This is a genomic window from Mesorhizobium sp. M0571 (genome assembly GCF_040320985.1).
Taxonomy (GTDB): domain Bacteria; phylum Pseudomonadota; class Alphaproteobacteria; order Rhizobiales; family Rhizobiaceae; genus Mesorhizobium.
The window spans coordinates 1-15,326 of the sequence record NZ_JAMYQT010000059.1; the positions used below are offsets into that span (position 1 = coordinate 1).

The 15,326-nt window shown below is 59.4% G+C and carries 18 protein-coding genes; 9 read left to right on the forward strand and 9 right to left on the reverse strand.

The genetic code is table 11. The annotated features are described in order from the left end of the window. Positions 1 to 102 (reverse strand): DUF2905 family protein (locus NKI85_RS33010; RefSeq protein WP_352780179.1); only part of this gene is annotated, 102 nt, incomplete at its 3' end. Positions 103 to 240: 138 nt separating this feature from the next. After that, positions 241 to 363 carry a hypothetical protein gene (locus NKI85_RS33015; protein ID WP_292654615.1) on the reverse strand — a complete coding sequence of 41 codons (123 nt, stop codon included), beginning with the start codon at positions 361 to 363 and terminating at the stop codon, positions 241 to 243. 383 nt (positions 364 to 746) lie between these two features. Between NKI85_RS33015 and NKI85_RS33020 the strand changes: the two genes are divergently transcribed. Continuing rightward, the gene (locus NKI85_RS33020; RefSeq protein WP_352529719.1) at positions 747 to 1,001 is read left to right on the forward strand and encodes a DUF982 domain-containing protein; all 255 of its coding nucleotides are present in this window, start codon (positions 747 to 749) and stop codon (positions 999 to 1,001) included. A 344-nt stretch (positions 1,002 to 1,345) separates the two neighbouring features. Here NKI85_RS33020 and NKI85_RS33025 read toward each other — a convergent pair whose 3' ends face one another. Together NKI85_RS33025 and NKI85_RS33030 are read right to left on the reverse strand one after the other, a co-directional pair. After that, positions 1,346 to 1,801 (reverse strand): Ros/MucR family transcriptional regulator, encoded by a 456-nt coding sequence (locus NKI85_RS33025; RefSeq protein WP_352529671.1) that lies wholly within the window; start codon positions 1,799 to 1,801, stop codon positions 1,346 to 1,348. A gap of 319 nt (positions 1,802 to 2,120) precedes the next feature. Then, positions 2,121 to 4,511, reverse strand: a complete 2,391-nt coding sequence (locus NKI85_RS33030) for a thiamine pyrophosphate-binding protein (RefSeq protein ID WP_352780167.1) — start codon at positions 4,509 to 4,511, stop codon at positions 2,121 to 2,123. A gap of 129 nt (positions 4,512 to 4,640) precedes the next feature. Here NKI85_RS33030 and NKI85_RS33035 point away from each other — a divergent pair, with 129 nt between their 5' ends. Further along, positions 4,641 to 5,114, forward strand: coding sequence for an Lrp/AsnC family transcriptional regulator (locus NKI85_RS33035; protein ID WP_352529667.1), 474 nt, complete (start codon positions 4,641 to 4,643; stop codon positions 5,112 to 5,114). 67 nt (positions 5,115 to 5,181) lie between these two features. Here the strand turns inward: NKI85_RS33035 and NKI85_RS33040 are convergent, their stop codons facing one another. After that, on the reverse strand, positions 5,182 to 5,898 hold the full coding sequence (locus tag NKI85_RS33040) for an acyl-homoserine-lactone synthase (protein ID WP_352529665.1): 717 nt from the start codon (positions 5,896 to 5,898) through the stop codon (positions 5,182 to 5,184). A gap of 73 nt (positions 5,899 to 5,971) precedes the next feature. Further along, positions 5,972 to 6,721 carry an autoinducer binding domain-containing protein gene (locus NKI85_RS33045; RefSeq protein ID WP_352780168.1) on the reverse strand — a complete coding sequence of 250 codons (750 nt, stop codon included), beginning with the start codon at positions 6,719 to 6,721 and terminating at the stop codon, positions 5,972 to 5,974. A gap of 128 nt (positions 6,722 to 6,849) precedes the next feature. On the opposite strand from NKI85_RS33045, the gene NKI85_RS33050 reads away from it, so the two are divergent. Further along, on the forward strand, positions 6,850 to 7,065 hold the full coding sequence (locus NKI85_RS33050) for a helix-turn-helix domain-containing protein (RefSeq protein ID WP_023679380.1): 216 nt from the start codon (positions 6,850 to 6,852) through the stop codon (positions 7,063 to 7,065). Between the two features lie 28 nt (positions 7,066 to 7,093). On the opposite strand, the gene NKI85_RS33055 is transcribed toward NKI85_RS33050, so the two are convergent. Further along, a complete protein-coding gene (locus tag NKI85_RS33055; RefSeq protein WP_352529661.1) occupies positions 7,094 to 7,372 on the reverse strand; it encodes a helix-turn-helix domain-containing protein in 279 nt (92 codons plus the stop codon). Between the two features lie 146 nt (positions 7,373 to 7,518). Between NKI85_RS33055 and NKI85_RS33060 the strand changes: the two genes are divergently transcribed. From NKI85_RS33060 to NKI85_RS33085, 6 genes are all read left to right on the forward strand, one after another. Further along, entirely contained in the window at positions 7,519 to 8,292 is a 774-nt protein-coding gene (locus NKI85_RS33060; protein ID WP_352529659.1) for an IclR family transcriptional regulator, read from the forward strand. Beyond that, positions 8,282 to 9,475, forward strand: a complete 1,194-nt coding sequence (locus tag NKI85_RS33065; RefSeq protein WP_352529657.1) for a M24 family metallopeptidase — start codon at positions 8,282 to 8,284, stop codon at positions 9,473 to 9,475. Before NKI85_RS33060 ends, NKI85_RS33065 begins: the two co-directional genes overlap by 11 nt. Further along, positions 9,472 to 10,761, forward strand: a complete 1,290-nt coding sequence (locus NKI85_RS33070) for a threonine synthase (RefSeq protein ID WP_352780169.1) — start codon at positions 9,472 to 9,474, stop codon at positions 10,759 to 10,761. The genes NKI85_RS33065 and NKI85_RS33070 overlap by 4 nt, the downstream gene beginning before the upstream one ends. A 164-nt stretch (positions 10,762 to 10,925) precedes the next feature. Further along, entirely contained in the window at positions 10,926 to 11,672 is a 747-nt protein-coding gene (locus tag NKI85_RS33075) for a substrate-binding periplasmic protein (RefSeq protein WP_352529653.1), read from the forward strand. Between the two features lie 113 nt (positions 11,673 to 11,785). Then, on the forward strand, positions 11,786 to 12,442 hold the full coding sequence (locus tag NKI85_RS33080; RefSeq protein ID WP_352780170.1) for an amino acid ABC transporter permease: 657 nt from the start codon (positions 11,786 to 11,788) through the stop codon (positions 12,440 to 12,442). Continuing rightward, positions 12,439 to 13,170, forward strand: a complete 732-nt coding sequence (locus NKI85_RS33085; protein WP_352529649.1) for an amino acid ABC transporter ATP-binding protein — start codon at positions 12,439 to 12,441, stop codon at positions 13,168 to 13,170. Before NKI85_RS33080 ends, NKI85_RS33085 begins: the two co-directional genes overlap by 4 nt. A 39-nt stretch (positions 13,171 to 13,209) precedes the next feature. Here the strand turns inward: NKI85_RS33085 and NKI85_RS33090 are convergent, their stop codons facing one another. Beyond that, a complete protein-coding gene (locus tag NKI85_RS33090; RefSeq protein WP_352529647.1) occupies positions 13,210 to 14,265 on the reverse strand; it encodes a cysteine synthase family protein in 1,056 nt (351 codons plus the stop codon). Next, positions 14,262 to 15,242, reverse strand: a complete 981-nt coding sequence (locus NKI85_RS33095) for a GHMP family kinase ATP-binding protein (RefSeq protein WP_502900760.1) — start codon at positions 15,240 to 15,242, stop codon at positions 14,262 to 14,264. The genes NKI85_RS33090 and NKI85_RS33095 overlap by 4 nt, the downstream gene beginning before the upstream one ends. Positions 15,243 to 15,326 lie beyond the last annotated feature (84 nt).

The window sequence follows — 15,326 nt, forward strand, 5'->3', positions numbered from 1 at the left end:
GATGTCACCGGGCAATTTGCCCGGACCGACCCGCGACAACCAGGGCCACAATAGGCCTATGGCAACTATAATCAGACCAACGACAATCAGAGTTCTGGACATGGCGGCATCCGGCCGGGAATATAGTGGCTGACCATGAACGTTGCGATAGTGGTCATTCGTCGCCTCAAGCCGATCCGCTCAATTTGCAACTCTGCGGATTGCCGTGACAAAGCTCCCTTTCCCCCGGCTTGGAAGTGCTTAGCTGTCGTCCTTATAAGACTTGGCGGCTTCATCGATCTTACGCCAATCGTTTCCGTGCCGCCGCACAAGCTCTCGCGCCTGGGCTGGCGATACACTTTGCGTTTCGACGATGTGGTTCACTTCCGTCTCCTCGCCTTTCAGGGGACGCGAACGAGGGCTCGTTGGCCGTCTGGCCGCTGGTTTTTTTGCATCTCGTCTGGGCATGAATGGACCTCTCCTGGAGCAGAATAAACGGTCTGGCGCGGCGAAGGTTTCGCCACGCTAGCTCGTTGAGCAGTTTCACCGATCGCCTCCTTGGCTTCCCCTTGCGGCTCTGACCATACGTTCTGGTGTTCTTGGACCCAAATGAGACTTCCTGTGTCAACCACTGGCGAGCAAAGCGCGTGCGGCTGGGTGTTTTTGGGGATCGTAGGGCATAGCGTCCTACCTTCTGTTACTTGCGGACGTTTGATGTGGCGCAAAGGATCAGCAGAAGCTAAGATATTTTGTTCTTGGAGGCTGTCGTGCGTACGAGACGTTTCAGAAAGCCCGTCGTCGTTCAACCCGGCCGGATCGATCGCGACAGAGTTGTTACGTCGGTATCCGACGCGGCCGAAGTTCTGCTGAGGGATTGGCCGAGGCCGGAGGGCAAGTCGCGGCTCGCCGCAATCGAAGCATGCCTTGCCGTAATCCGTGGAGAAAAACCACCAAGGATAGCGCGCCAGGCGTTCATCGCTGCTGCCAAGGAGGCCAGGATATTGCTCGGGGAAGAAATTTAGGCTTACCCAGCACCCGTATGCCCATGCCCTTGAAGCACGGAGCGCTGCTGGATTCAGTTGCTTTGTGGCTTCGAGCAGAGCGTGATGTATCGATGTGGTGCGATTTTATCGATATGATTTGATTGTCTGTCGAGGGCGACGATATATCCGCTCGACTTGTCGATCGCACATTGATCGACCTCTCCTGCCCCCGCCAGGATGCGAGGACGTGAAGACGCAAGCCGTGCTGAAGCTTGTGTTGTGGCGAGAGCGGCGCTTACTGAACCGCGAAGCCAGGCAACTCATTCCCAGCCAGGCCATCTAGCCATCCAGACCTGATGGCATGGCCCGGACGTCGTGCACTGTCAGGCTTTGGCCTTGCGCTTTGCTGGTGCTTTCTTTGGCGGCGTTTTGGCAACCGCCTTGCGGCCGAGACCGGCAGCTTTGGCAAGCGCAGACCGCTGAGCCGCATAGCTGGGCGCTACCATAGGATAGTCCCACGCCAAACCCCACTTGGCTCTGTACTCATCAGGTGTCATGCCAAGCAAGCCCAGGTGGCGCTTCATCGACTTGAACTTGCGCCCGTTCTCAAGGCTTATAATGTATTCGGGAAAGATCGACTTCTTAGGATTTACGGCGGGCGTAAGTATTGGCGATGGCGCAGCGACCAGCTTGGCCAGGCCAGACAACGCAGAATTAACGCTCGCGATCAAATTCGGCAGATCCGCCACGGGCGTTGCGTTGCTTTGGACATAGGCGGCGACGATATCTGCTGTCATCGCTAGCAGATCAGCATTTCTTTGCCCAATTGCTTCGTCCATCAAAATCATTCCCTTGTTGACCTCCGGCGTTCCTATTTGGAAAATTCGGCTTGCGCAATTGCAAACAACGATTATTTGACGCCGGATTACTCCAAGCGCCGGCTACGGTGTACTGACGCCTGGCTAAGCAAAAAAGGAGATCGGTCGGCCCGCTCTCAACGGTCGACCCCAAGTACATCACGCACGGGCATTGCCGTGCGCTTCGAGAGTGGGCGCAGTTCAGACTCCGCGTAGACTTTCAAGATGGCGAGTTACCCTCGCTTCGCCGCGGACGGGATGGGCTGGCTACGCCGACGATCCCGGACGGCGACTCACAGCATCAATCCAGCGCGTGTAGGTAGCGGATGGGGCGGCCATCAGCAATGCGGTCGGCGGCTGTGGCGATGGAATTGGCGTCGATGCCGAAGTGGCGGTAAAGGTCACCGATCGTCCCCGACTGGCCAAAGTGCTCGACACCGAGACTGCGCGTGCGGTGGCCGTACACCGAGCCCAGCCAGCCGAGCGCCGCCGGATGACCGTCGGTGACGGAGACGATCGCGCAATGCGCTGGGAGATCGGCAAACAGCCTTTCAATATGGCTCCTTGCATGGACGAGGCCGCGTTCGCGCGCGCGACTTGCCGCTGTCCAGCCTGCGTTCAATCGGTCGGCCGAAGTCACGGCCAGAAGACCGACGTCGCGACGGTCCTCGGCCATCATGCCGACCGCCTCGATGGCTTCCGGCGCGACGGTGCCGGTGTAGGCAACGATCACTTCGGCATTCGGACCCGGACGCCGCAGCCAATAGCCGCCATCGACAATGTCCTGCTCGAGCTGTGGCGTCATGGGACGAATGATTTGCTCGACCGGGCGCGTCGAGAGCCGCAGATAGACCGAGCCGCCGGTCTCGTCGCGCAGCCAGGTGCGCTCCGACTGCACGGCGTCGCCGTCGCGCTGCATATAATGCAGCGCAAAGCGCATGATGACGCTCAACTCGTCGACGAAGGCCGGCTCGTAGGCGGCAAGTCCGTCCTGCGCCATGCCGATCAGCTGGGTGGCGATCGACTGATGCGCGCCGCCTTCCGGTGCCAGTGTGACCCCGGACGGCGTGGCGACAAGGAGGAAGCGCGCATCCTGGTAGCAGGCATAGTTGAGCGCATCGAGGCCGCGCTGGATGAACGGATCGTAGAGCGTGCCGATCGGCAGCAGCCGTTTGCCGAAGATCGAATGCGACAGCCCGAGCGCCGACAGCAGGATGAACAGATTGTTCTCGGCGATGCCCAGTTCGATGTGCTGGCCGGAGGTGCCGAATTCCCATTTCTGCGCCGAGGCGATGCGTTCGCTGCGGAAAGTGTCCGCGAGTGACTGACGCGCGAACAGGCCGCGCCGGTTGACCCAGGGGCCGAGATTGGTCGAAACCGTGACATCGGGCGATGTCGTGACGATCGCATCGGCAAGCGGCCCGCCGGCCCGCGCAATCTCGTCCAGAATTCTGCCGAAGCCGACCTGCGTGGAGACGCTCCCTTTGGCCTCCGCGACGAGACGATCAGGGATCACGATGCGCTGGGCGTGCCGGCGCCGCTGGCCCTTTGCCGCGAACGGAACGGCATCGAGGAACCGTTGCAGCTCCAAATCCCCAAACGCCAATCCCTCGAAGGCGTTCCACTCCCGCCCGTCGCCGACCGACATCGAGGCGCGAAGGACCGCCATCTGATCCTTGGTCATCAGGCCGGCGTGGTTGTCCTTATGGCCGGCGAGCGGCAGGCCGAAGCCCTTGATCGTGTATGCGATGAAGCACGTCGGCCGATCGTTGCCGCGTGCCGTCTCGAAGCTCTCGATCAGGCATGGTAGGTCGTGGCCGCCGAGATTGGTCATCAGCGCGGCGAGCTCGGCATCGGAGCGCCGGTCGAGAAGCGATTGCAGGCCCGGCTTGTCACCGATGTCGGCGATCAGGCGCTTGCGCCAAGCGGAGGCGCCCTGATAGGTCAGCGCCGAATAGAGCTGGTTCGGGCAGGCGTCGATCCAGGCCTTTAGCGCCTCGCCGCCCGGTTCGGTGAAGGAGGCTTCGAGCAGCGAGCCGTATTTCAGGATCACGACGTCCCAGCCGAAATTCCGGAAAATGTTTTCGAAGCGTTCCCAAAGGCCTTCGCGAACCACGGCATCGAGGCTCTGTCGGTTGTAGTCGACGATCCACCAGCAGTTGCGCAGGCCGTGTTTCCACCCTTCCAAAAGCGCCTCGAAGATGTTGCCTTCGTCCATCTCGGCGTCGCCGATCAGCGCCACCATCCGGCCCTCGGGCATGCTTTCGTCGCGGGCGCTGAGATAATCCTGCACAAGCGAGGCAAACAGCGTCTGCGCGACGCCGAGCCCTACGGAGCCGGTCGAGAAATCGACGTCGTCGACGTCCTTGGTCCGCGACGGATAGCTTTGCGCGCCACCGAGGGCGCGAAACTGTTCGAGCTTCTCCCTCGTCTGGTTCCCAAGGAGATACTGGATGGCGTGGAATACCGGCGAGGCATGCGGCTTCACCGCAACGCGGTCGTGTGGCCTCAGCACCGAGAAATAGAGCGCGGTCATGATCGTCACCAGCGAGGCCGAGGATGCCTGGTGCCCGCCGACCTTCAGGCCGTCGGTGCTTTCGCGCAGATGATTGGCGTTGTGGATCATCCATGCCGACAGCCAGAGCACCTTTTTCTCCAGCGTCGAAAGTGCCTCCAGCTCTTGTTTGTCCATGCCGCAAGACTCCCGATTTCGATCGCCGCAATCATAGAGCTGACCAAAAGCTGATTGTCGCTAAACTTGCATGAACTTGGCAGCTACATTAGCTGCTTTCGCCAACATCGACGACAGGAGTGACGTTTCGTGCCAAAAAGCCGACTGGACGATATCGACCGAAAGATCATTGCTGCGCTGCAGGCCGACGGCAGGATGACGGCGCAGCAGCTTGCCGAGCAAGTCGGCCTTTCGGCCTCGCCCTGCGCCCGCCGGGTCCGCCTGATGGAGGATATGGGCGTGATCACCGGCTATGCCGCCCTGATCGATCAGGACATGGTCGATTTGCCGATCTCGGTGTTTGCCTCAATCAAGCTGGAGCGCCAGCGCGAGAACGAGCTGAAGCGGTTCAACGCGGCAATCGCGCGCTGGCCGGAGGTGGTCGATTGCTATCTGATGACTGGCCAGCGCGACTATCTGCTGCGTGTGGTAGTGCGCGACCTGCACGCCTATGAGCGCTTCCTGAAGGAAAAGCTGACCCGGCTGGACGGCGTAGCCTCCATCGAATCCAGCTTCGCGCTTGCGCAGATCAAGCGATCGAACCGGCTGCCGGTCGAACCATGACGTTTGCGCGTGCGCAGGTCATTCACTACAATTCCATGGTCGCCGCACGTTCTGGGAGAGCATGATTTCAGCCGGTCGCGAGTGGCGCTGTGGAACCTTGATCAAAGTTTTGGCCGATAGAGATGGCTGCGCCCCCGCGGATGGTGTCCGGCGAGGCCAGCTGCTTGATTGCACTTTCGGTCCAAAGCACTGGCTCCGTTATCCGGTAGAATTGTCGCGTCGCCATCAAGGCTGAGGGGCCGACATCAACCATCAGGCCAATCATTGTCATATCATCGCGTTTGAGCGAAGGCCCAAGCTGCTTTGGACTCCAGCCAATCGATGCGAGGCGGTCGAACCAGTAGTCCTCACACACGATTGTCAGATTGCTGATATGTCGCTGAATACAGAATTCCAAAATTCCGCAGTAGATCACGCCGGCTGCGTGGCAAGGTCGGCCCGGCTCACGAAGATCACGCGCCACGAAGAACCTGGTCCATTCAAAGACATTCGGTCGCCGCGGAACGCCATCATCGGCGAGTTGCGGAAAGATTTCGCTCATCAGATGTGGGCGGAGGCTCGGCACCAAACGCGATCCGGCAACGACACCTCTCCCTGGCTGGATGCCGAGCAAATGAACCGCGTCCGAAGTGTCAAACGAGTCGATCTCGCGCCGGTCGGGGCGCCTCAGTTCGTGCCACCCACGTTCATCGACATAGATTTCATGTCGCAGGCGGAAATAACTGTCGAGCTCCTCTTGATAGGCAAAGCTGTTTGACGCGTCGACGACATGGACCTGAATCATTGCGGTTCCTCGCGATGGAACCCCATCCGACCACGCGACGATTGCCCGTGAAATACCCAGATCTGAGGATGGATCAAAACTCGATTTCGTGCCTGCGGAAAGCCTCGACGATCGCGTGCACGACGTTGGCACTGCTGAGCTTCTGCTTGATGTTGCGCAGGTGGGTAGTCACGGTGTTTTCCGAGATGCCAAGTATTCGCGAAACCTCCCACGCGGTCTTTCCTCCCGCGACCCACTGCAGGATTTCACGTTCTCGTTGGGAAAGCTTTTGTCTCGGCCGCCTGCGCGAGCTGCCAACGAGTCGTTCGGCAGCTGAGTAGGCATGGCGCGCAAGGGCATGGATGGTGCAGCGCACCGCCGGCGCCAAATCAATTTCGCTTCCAGCAACCGTTACACAGGCGGGATCGCCAAACGCATCCTGGATTGGGATGCAGATCCCGTCGCAAAGCCCAAACTCTCTCGCCTCACCCATCACCTTCCTGGCATTGCTGTTCGTCAAGCCGTGATGGGCATCCCTCCAAAGGAACGGCCCGATCCCACCTCGGCACAAAGCAACGCAAGGATCATGGCGATAGTGTCCGGCAGCCATGTAGCGGTCGTACCATTCCTGCGGCCAACCGTTGACAAGGATGTGTCCATCCAGCGATCCGGTGTCCTGGCGTGGCAATTCGGTGACGAGACAGGCTGCGTAGCCGTGACGTTCGATGCTCTTGCGCAGTTGCCGAATGATCTCGGCGGCGCTGGTTGCACGGTCAATCTGCGCGGTTGCTTCAAAGATTTGTATTAGCTGATCCTGTAAGACGCTCCCGTGAACCGCCGCCATTGTACGTCCTTTCAATGTACTGAGACAAAGAAAACAATAAATAACTTAGGTTCGACCGCAACCTGCGGCATGACGTTTGACTACTATAGTAGGTGGCACTAAAGGGCGCGTTCTGACTGCCTCGCCGCATGAGGCTGAGGTCAGTTTTTGCTCGCAATCTGAGGTTGCTTCGCCAGGGCACCGGCCTGTCGCAGGAGCAGCTCGCGGACCTTGCCGGCCTTGATCGCAACTATGTCGGCAAGCTCGAGCGGGAGGAAAACTCACCGACCGTCGATACCCTGGAGGTACTGGCGTTGGCATTGCAAGTTGACGTGGAGCAGCTCATCCGTCGAAACTCGCCATAATGCACCGGCTAGCAGGCCGCCGAGAGTATCAGGATTTTCCCTTGCGCCGCCCACGCGGCGCCACAGTACAATCTCCAGCTGGGGCTCGGGCGTTTTTGCCGGGCCGTTTCGTCAGCTCCTCGATGTCGACGCTCAATGCGGTGGCAAGCTTTGCGAGCGACAGGAGTGTGGGATTGCGACGGCCGGCCTCGAGACCACTCAGATAGGCGCGCGTGAATCCTGAACGGAACGACAGTTCCTCTTGAGAGAGGGCCTGTGCGCGCCGAATCCTCTGTACGTTGAGGCCGACAACCACCCGTAGGTCCATGACGGCATGGTCGTCGCTGGGCACACTTTAGGACGACACACTATAGTGCACATTCGTTGTTGACAGGCACGGCCATTGCTGCTTTTCTGATCATATTAAGGAACACCATTCCGAAATAAGGAACGCCGGTGACAGGAAATCTTTCATTGGAACGTGGCCTTGCGGTTCTCAATCTCCTCAAGGAAGCGGACGAGGCGGTCGGGGTGCGCGAACTCGCGCGCAGGCTTGAGCAAAGTGCTCCCGCCGTGCAGCGAATTCTGAACACTCTGGCAGAGCAGGGCTATGTCGAGCAGTCGCCAGACTCGCGGCGCTACCGCCTTGGACACTCTGTTCTGGCGCTCGCGCGGAAGGTCTTGGGTAGAGACCGCCTGGTTGGTTTGGCTGAAATAGAACTGCAGGCGCTGGCTGCCGAAGGTTGCTTCAACGCATTCCTCGGTATCAGGCGGGGCAGCTGCGGAATTTATCTCCTGACAGTGCAAAGCAAGAGTCCGGTCGTCATTCGTTCTTCACCTGGCGAGACCTTCCCCTTGCACTCCACCGCGTTGGGCAAGGCACTCCTGATGGAGCTGAGCGGCGAGGCGGTCATTGGGATTCTTGGACGAGGTCCACTGGAGCAGGTTGCCGTACGCACCGTCACGGATCCGCACAAGCTCGTTGCTCAAATCAGAGCATCCGAGCCCATCGGTTACACAACATCCCTGGACGAGAACTTTACCGGGCTGATTGCGGTCGGCGCACCGCTTCGCGATGCATCAGGCACAATCATCGCCGCGATAAGTGTGGCCTACCCCCGGTCAGTGGGACCGCATGTGGAGATCGCTGAGATTGGAGAGGCAGTAATGGCGGCTGCGGCGCGCATTTCCGCCGGCCTCGGCTTTGTGGAAGCAAAACAGGCTCGGGATTCCCATCATGCTGCTTAACGAAGCGCGCCTGAAACGATGCATGACGGCAGCCGGGCTTGATGCAGTTATAGCGACGGCGCCGGAAAACGTGACCTATATGAGCGGCTTCTGGGCTCTGCCGCAATGGATCCGTCGTGGTCCGCAGGCCTATGTGGTGTGGCCGGCTCCTGACAAAGGCACGCCTGAAATCATCGCCAACACTAGTACCCTCGACCTCGTTGCTGATCAGGAACTCTGGGTAAGCAAGGTGCGGCGCTATGGCGACTTTTATGCCGATGTCGGTCCGACGACCGCCGCGGATCGCGCGAATAGACAACACCTCCAGCTTCGGGCGCTGCCGAGACATAGCGATGCAATCGCGGCTTTGGTTGCCGCATTGGACGAAGCCCAGCTCGCCCGTGGGCGGATCGGCATTGACGAGGCGGGACTCGCGCCAGGATATCACGAAGCTCTCAAAGCCCATTTTCCCAATGCGTCGTGGGTACCAGCCACGGCGTTGCTTCGCGAGGTTCGTGCAGTAAAGACGACAGATGAAATCGAACGGCTTGGCCAAGTTGCCAAAATTGCCGAACGCTCCATTGAAGCAGCGCTCGCGGTTGCTCAAGAAGGTGCTACCGAAGCAGACGTGGCGCGCGCTTTTCATGTCAAAACGGTTGAGGAAGGCGCCCTGCCCGTATTGGGATGCATCGGCTTTGGCGAGCGTAGCGCGCTCATGAACGTCCAGCCTTCTGACCGCAAGTTGCGTGCTGGAGAAATCATCCGCTTCGACGTCGGGGGGCGGTTTCGGCACTACCGCGCCGACATTGCCCGCATCGCCACGCTGGGCGATCCGCCGCCGCAGGCGCATCGGCTTCAGCAAGCGCTACTGCGCGGAGTTCAGCATGCCTGCGACATTATCCGGCCGGGCATGGCAGCGGCACAGCTCTTCGAGGCGGTGGTGGGTGTCGTTCAGCGCGAAGGAATTGCTCACTACAAGCGCGATCACGTCGGTCATGGCATCGGCCTTGACGGTTATGACGCGCCAACGCTCTCGCCGCGCAGTACAGACGTCCTTGAAGAAGGAATGGTGCTGTGCGTGGAGACGCCCTACTACGAAATCGGCCGCTGGGGACTCCAAGTGGAGGACATGGTGGTTGTTCGCCATGACGGAGTGGAGCGGCTGACGGAGACGCAAGGCCCAATCACCCGGGTGCCGTCATGAGCGCGGTTGGACTTTCCTGCATTCGATGCGGCGCTTTGTTCCGGATCGATATGAAGATCGACTCACGCGGCTGCCCGAAATGTAGTGCGGAGGCGCCCGCCAATCTTAAGGTTGTCTATGATCCATCAGGAGATACATCGGCCTCTTCCGCAACGGGTGCCGCGCTGCCCTCGCTCTGGCGCTATGCCGACATGCTTCCTTGTGCGCTCAGCGATGCAATCTCTTTGGGCGAGGGGCTGACGCCGCTGTTAAGTGCCGAGACGCTGGGAAAGCAACTCGGCGTCCCCAACCTTCTTATCAAGGATGAGGGCGGAAATCCTACGTGGTCCCACAAGGACCGCTTCTCGACCGTAGCGGTGTCGATGGCACGTTTGAGCGGCGCACATGTCGTGGCGACGGCCTCGTCCGGGAACGCCGGGGCCTCACTTGCCGCTTACGCTGCACGGGCGGGCTTGAAATGCGTCGTTGTCACATTCTCCGGCACTGCCGGCGCCATGCTGGCACAAATCCGCAAATACGGCGCGAAGGTCGTGCCTCTGGCCGACAAGTCGCATCGTTGGCCATTGCTTGCCGCTGGTACCGAGCGCCTCGGATGGTTTGCAACGTCGCCGTTTCACAGCCCCGTGGTCGGCAGTCATCCTGTCGGGATCGAGGGCTACAAGACCCTGGCTTACGAAATCGTCGACCAGATGCACGGTGCCGTGCCGGACTGGTGCGCCTTGCCTGTTTGCTATGGGGACGCGCTTGCCGGGCTGTGGGCTGGATTTAAGGATCTTCTTAGCCAAGGCAAGATCGATCGGTTGCCGAGACTCGTGGCGGCGGAAGTGCATGGATCTTTGGCCAGAGCGCTTGCCGGCAAGGGAGATCTGGTTGCCGAAGTTCCCGCAAGCTTCGACACGCTTGCCATCTCGATCGGCACCACACGAAGCACGTTTCAGGCGCTCAACGCCCTGCGTGAATCTGGCGGCATGGCAATGCCGGTCGGCAATTTCGGCCTGGTAGCGATGCAGCAGCAGCTTGCGGCCACCGAGGGTGTTTTTGCCGAGCTTGCCTCCGTGACGCCATTTGCAGCTATCGAATCCTTGAGACGAGAAGGCACCATCGCGCGGTCGGACAGCGTCGTCGCCATCGTGACAGCGAGTGGCCTCAAGGACTTGGACCGTTCGACCGGTCCGGACAAAGCACAACCATCATTTCAGTCAGTTGCCGAAGCGTGGGAATACCTTGCCGAGGGCCGTGACTATTTCACGCCCTCTCATGAAAGACGCGCGACCAAGATGTCCTGAAGAGAAGATAGAGACGATCATGAACGGATGCGATTTCTGATCGATTGATGATCTCGTCCACCATTGGACGGTATTGCGACTTCCTAAAAGCTATCCAGGAGAGGCAAATTCAACCCGCTTAGCGAGCGGAACCTCGATTCAAACATGATGTAAGGGGAATGTTCATGCTTCACAAAACGCTCATCGGCTGGCTTGCAGCTATCGGTATCGGAATGGCAACGCAGACAATGGCCGAGGAAACGCTCAGAGTCGGCGTTACTCCAACCGGGGTGCCGTTCACGTTTGTCGACACCGCAACCCAAAAGCCGACAGGCGCGATGGTCGATCTGGCAAGTGCGATTGCCGCGAGCCTTGGTACGACCGCCGATTTTCAAATAAACGCCTTTCCCGCCCTTATCCCGGCATTGACGACCGACAAAATCAATCTGATCTCCGCCAGTATGTTCATAACGGACAAGCGCAAGCAGGTCATTGATTTCAGCACGCCGGTTTACGCCTACGGCGAGGCAATGTTTGTTGCTGCCGGTGACAGCAAAAACTACACACTCGAAGAGCTCAGGGGTGAAACTGTCGGCGCGCAGATCGGCTCAACCTACGCTGACGCTCTGGAAGGTCTTGGCGTATTCGGCCAAGTCAAACTCTACGACTCGATCGCTGATATGATGCGTGATGTGGTCCTGGGTCGCATCAAGGCCGGCTTTGGTGACGCCCCAATCGTCGCGTACCAGCTGTCAAAGAATCCCGAACTGGGTGTTCGCCTCGTCGACGGCTATCAGCCGATGAAAAAAGGCGAGGTCGCGTTGGCGGTTGCCAAGGAAAACCCACTGCTTCTCGAAAAGGTGAACGCTTCCATCGCGAAGTTGAAAGAAAGTGGCGAACTCAGGAGAATATTTGCCAAATATGGTCTCTGAAGGCCATCGCGCATGGACCGCGAAACGCGCGCCGGCTGGCAGGACCATAGGATCGCGTCGGAATGACCGGCTTTGTCGGCCAGGGTACGTGCCAAGAGGAATAACAGCCGGCCATGACCAAATTCATCGCGCACGCAACGGAATATCTGCCGCTTCTTCTTAACGGCGTTTGGCTGACCGTCATGATAACCCTTTTTGCGCTGTGCCTTGCGACCGCGCTCGGTCTTGTCTGGGCGTTGTTCAGAACGTCTGGGATTCGCTCTCTCGCAGTGCCGACACGGCTCCTTGTCGACTTCGTGCGCGGCATCCCGCTCCTCGTCGTTCTCTTTTATATTTACTTTGTAGCGCCCGATATCGGCATCAACCTGACTGCCCTTCAGGCTGGCACGATCGGGCTGGGGCTGGCTCACTCCTGCTATCTCGGGGAAACTTTCCGGGCTGGCATCGAGGCGGTCGATACGGGTCAGGTCGAAGCGGCAAAATCGATCGGGATGAAGCGTCCGTTGATGATGCGCCGCGTCGTGCTGCCGCAGGCATTCAAGATTATCCTGCCACCTTACGCCAACAACATGGTCATGCTGCTAAAGGACTCCTCGCTTGTGTCGGTGATTTCGGTTCAAGAGCTGACCATGCAGGGCAAGATGCTTGCGTCCTCCACATTCGACAACATGACAGTATTTACCCTGGTGGCACTGCTCTATCTGTGCCTGACGGTTCCGCTGAATCTGCTTATGCGTAAAGTGGAAATCTATCTTGGGGCGGCAGGATGATCATCTTCGACGACGTGCACAAGTCCTTCGGGGTCCACGAGGTTCTCAAGGGGATCAACGCCGAGATCGTCAAGGGACAGGTCGTGTGTTTGATTGGGCCGTCGGGTTCCGGCAAATCGACGCTTCTGCGTTGTGTGAACGGGCTTGAAAACTATCAGCGCGGTCGCATCAGTATCGATGGCACCGTGGTGGATGCCGCCTCGCCCCAGGTTCATACCATCTGCACCCGCGTCTCGATGGTCTTCCAACGCTTCAACCTGTTTCCGCACCGCACCGCCCTGGAAAATGTCATGGAAGGGCCCCTATACGTGCTGAAGGAAAATAGGAAACAGGTCCGCGAGCGGGCAATGGCACTGCTCAACCGCGTCGGCTTGGCCGACAAGACGAATGCCTATCCCGCGTCGTTGTCAGGCGGCCAGCAGCAGCGCGTGGCCATCGCCCGCGCCCTGGCGATGCGCCCACAGGCCATCCTTTTCGACGAGCCGACCTCCGCACTTGATCCGGAAATGGTCGGCGAGGTCCTGCAGGTAATGCGCGCGCTCGCAGACGAGAACATGACCATGCTCGTCGTTACGCATGAAATTCAGTTCGCCCGGGAGGTTTCCGATAGTGTCCTCTTTCTCGACGGCGGCCGGATCGTCGAGCAAGGTCCGGCCAAGGAGCTCCTTCGACACCCGAAGCACGAACGCACAAAGGATTTTCTTCACCGGGTGATGTACCCCGTCTGACTCTTGGCCGGTGCTGCCTTGTCGCGTCAAAATTCTGAATTAGACCTGTCGTTCCGCCGGGGACGAGCCGTCAAACTGTGCGAGAACGGCGTTTAGAGTTCTACGGTCCCAAGGAAACCTCGTCCATGCCGTTTCCTCGGCCGGGCGAATTTGCTTGAGAACTGTTGGCTCAAGGGGAATTGAAATTGGCCAGTCCTTCAAGCCGGCGAGCCAATCCGGGTTGTAGACTGTATCCGAATGCCGATGCCCTTCATCTGGCATTATCACGACGGTGGAGGCTTCGGGATTTTGCTTGGCGAACCATGCGCCGACCAGGGCAGCGGCGCCGCTGGTCGGGCCCATGAAAAGCCCGTGATCGCGAAAGAGCCCATGCGCCATGGCGTAAGCCGGTAAGGCGCCCACCCAGTGAATATCGTCGATCATCTCATGTCGAACATTGTCCGGCAAAACACTGTTGCCGAGCCCGCGCAGCATGCGCCTTCCGACAGGCTGGCCGAAGAGCATGCTTCTGTGGGTATCGACAGCAATCATCCTGAGATCTGGAAAGAGCTCACGAAGGAAACCTCCGGTTCCACACAACGATCCCCCTGTGCCGACGCAGCCGACGAGGCAATCGACGCGGCCGAATGAGCGAACAACGAGATCCGCCAGGCGCGCGTAGGCAAGGCGGTTTTGCGGACTGTCGTACTGTCGTGGCCAATACGTGTCCGGGCTATCTTGCAAGGTCTTCTGAAGGTACTCAAGGCGACCACGCTGATTGCCGTCTCCCTGAGGATCATCGATGGCCATCACTTTGGCACCGAGGTGTTCCAGCCGCCTCTTGAGTTTCAGGTCGATGAGGCTGGAGGCCGTGACGAGCGTAAGCCCATAGCCACGGGCGGCAGCTAGCATGGCGATGGCCAGGCCGAATGTGCCCGACGTCGTTTCAATGATGTGCCCACCGCGCTTAAGGCGTCCTGATGCTTGTGCACGGTCGACCATGAACCGGGCGGGCATCAGCTTCATGAGGGGAAAGCAGGCGGCGTTGAGGTTAGGCGCGAGCTGGGCAAATCGCGGTGTTTCATAGGCGCGTAAGTAGTCTTCACCTGCGCTCACTGGATTACTCTCGTTTCGGCGTTAAGGGCAAATGTATGAACATCTTTGAAGCCCGCGCCCCTCAACTGCCTTGCGAGTTCGACGGCGCGCATGGCTGGTCGCGGTGCGGCAGCATCCAGGAGGATGCCGATCAATGTGCCGCTGTGGGCCACTTGCACGCCGCATGCGTCATGCTCCCTGGCTATGTCCAGAACAGTGTTGAAAGCTGCCTTCGGCAGATGCCTCTGACTTATACTGGCGCTGATGGTTGCGACACGTCCCAGCAGACGGGGATCTTGTTGCTGGATTGAGCGGTACGCCAATCCGCGCAGAACACGGAAGACCCCGATTTCCTCACTATCGTAGCGTGCCCGTTGCATGCCCAGCGTATCGATGGGCGGGGCACTGCCATCCCTGAAACCCACCACCACAAAGGGCGGGAACTCGCCCCCGAAGTATTCGATTGTACGGCCTTCCCGGTGAGCGAAGAGCAGAGCTTGATCACAGTACGCGATGGCATCGCTCGCGCTTTCCGCGGCAACCGCCAGTCGCGCAACCGTTGACTGGCGCAGCACGAGGCCCGCAGCAGCCGCGACCGCGCGGATCGACGCAATGACGTCTGCCGTCGAGGAACCGTAGCCGTGCCCTATCGGTATAGTGCTTTCGATCGTCAATTCTCCCCCTCCCCCAGCTATTCCGATATGCTCGAGCGTGAGGGCCGCGGCGCGCGCTGCTTTGGTCCGGTTTGCAGGTCGCGGCCGAATGCCCTCTTGTTCATGTGGCCAGAAGGTCGCTAACGACTCTTGCGCCGTGAGCGGAAGCGTGACGAGGCCGCGACAAAGCCGTCCATTTTCCCCTTCAAAAACGCCCTGGAGGAATTCCCCGTGATGGGCGTGCGCCCGACCGACTCCTACGGACAGAGGCACCGCGACATTCTCGTCGTTGATCTTGCTCGAGTGTGTCTGGTGGCCGGATCTCGGCGTGTTCCTTTTTACCACCGCATCATCTCCTCACCCTTTGAGTTGGACGATGATGCGTACGACTGATCCTGGCTGTCACTCGCCAAATCTTGGTAGTGCTGT

What these genes read in the sequence shown, in the direction of transcription:
- NKI85_RS33070 (WP_352780169.1), top strand. Translation starts at nt 9,472, where the DNA reads ATGAGCGCGGTTGGACTTTCCTGCATTCGATGCGGCGCTTTGTTCCGG.
- NKI85_RS33055 (WP_352529661.1), bottom strand. Translation starts at nt 7,372, where the DNA reads ATGGACCTACGGGTGGTTGTCGGCCTCAACGTACAGAGGATTCGGCGC.
- NKI85_RS33050 (WP_023679380.1), top strand. Translation starts at nt 6,850, where the DNA reads ATGAGGCTGAGGTCAGTTTTTGCTCGCAATCTGAGGTTGCTTCGCCAG.
- NKI85_RS33040 (WP_352529665.1), bottom strand. Translation starts at nt 5,898, where the DNA reads ATGATTCAGGTCCATGTCGTCGACGCGTCAAACAGCTTTGCCTATCAA.
- NKI85_RS33030 (WP_352780167.1), bottom strand. Translation starts at nt 4,511, where the DNA reads ATGGACAAACAAGAGCTGGAGGCACTTTCGACGCTGGAGAAAAAGGTG.
- NKI85_RS33075 (WP_352529653.1), top strand. Translation starts at nt 10,926, where the DNA reads ATGCTTCACAAAACGCTCATCGGCTGGCTTGCAGCTATCGGTATCGGA.
- NKI85_RS33025 (WP_352529671.1), bottom strand. Translation starts at nt 1,801, where the DNA reads ATGGACGAAGCAATTGGGCAAAGAAATGCTGATCTGCTAGCGATGACA.
- NKI85_RS33080 (WP_352780170.1), top strand. Translation starts at nt 11,786, where the DNA reads ATGACCAAATTCATCGCGCACGCAACGGAATATCTGCCGCTTCTTCTT.
- NKI85_RS33065 (WP_352529657.1), top strand. Translation starts at nt 8,282, where the DNA reads ATGCTGCTTAACGAAGCGCGCCTGAAACGATGCATGACGGCAGCCGGG.
- NKI85_RS33045 (WP_352780168.1), bottom strand. Translation starts at nt 6,721, where the DNA reads ATGGCGGCGGTTCACGGGAGCGTCTTACAGGATCAGCTAATACAAATC.
- NKI85_RS33085 (WP_352529649.1), top strand. Translation starts at nt 12,439, where the DNA reads ATGATCATCTTCGACGACGTGCACAAGTCCTTCGGGGTCCACGAGGTT.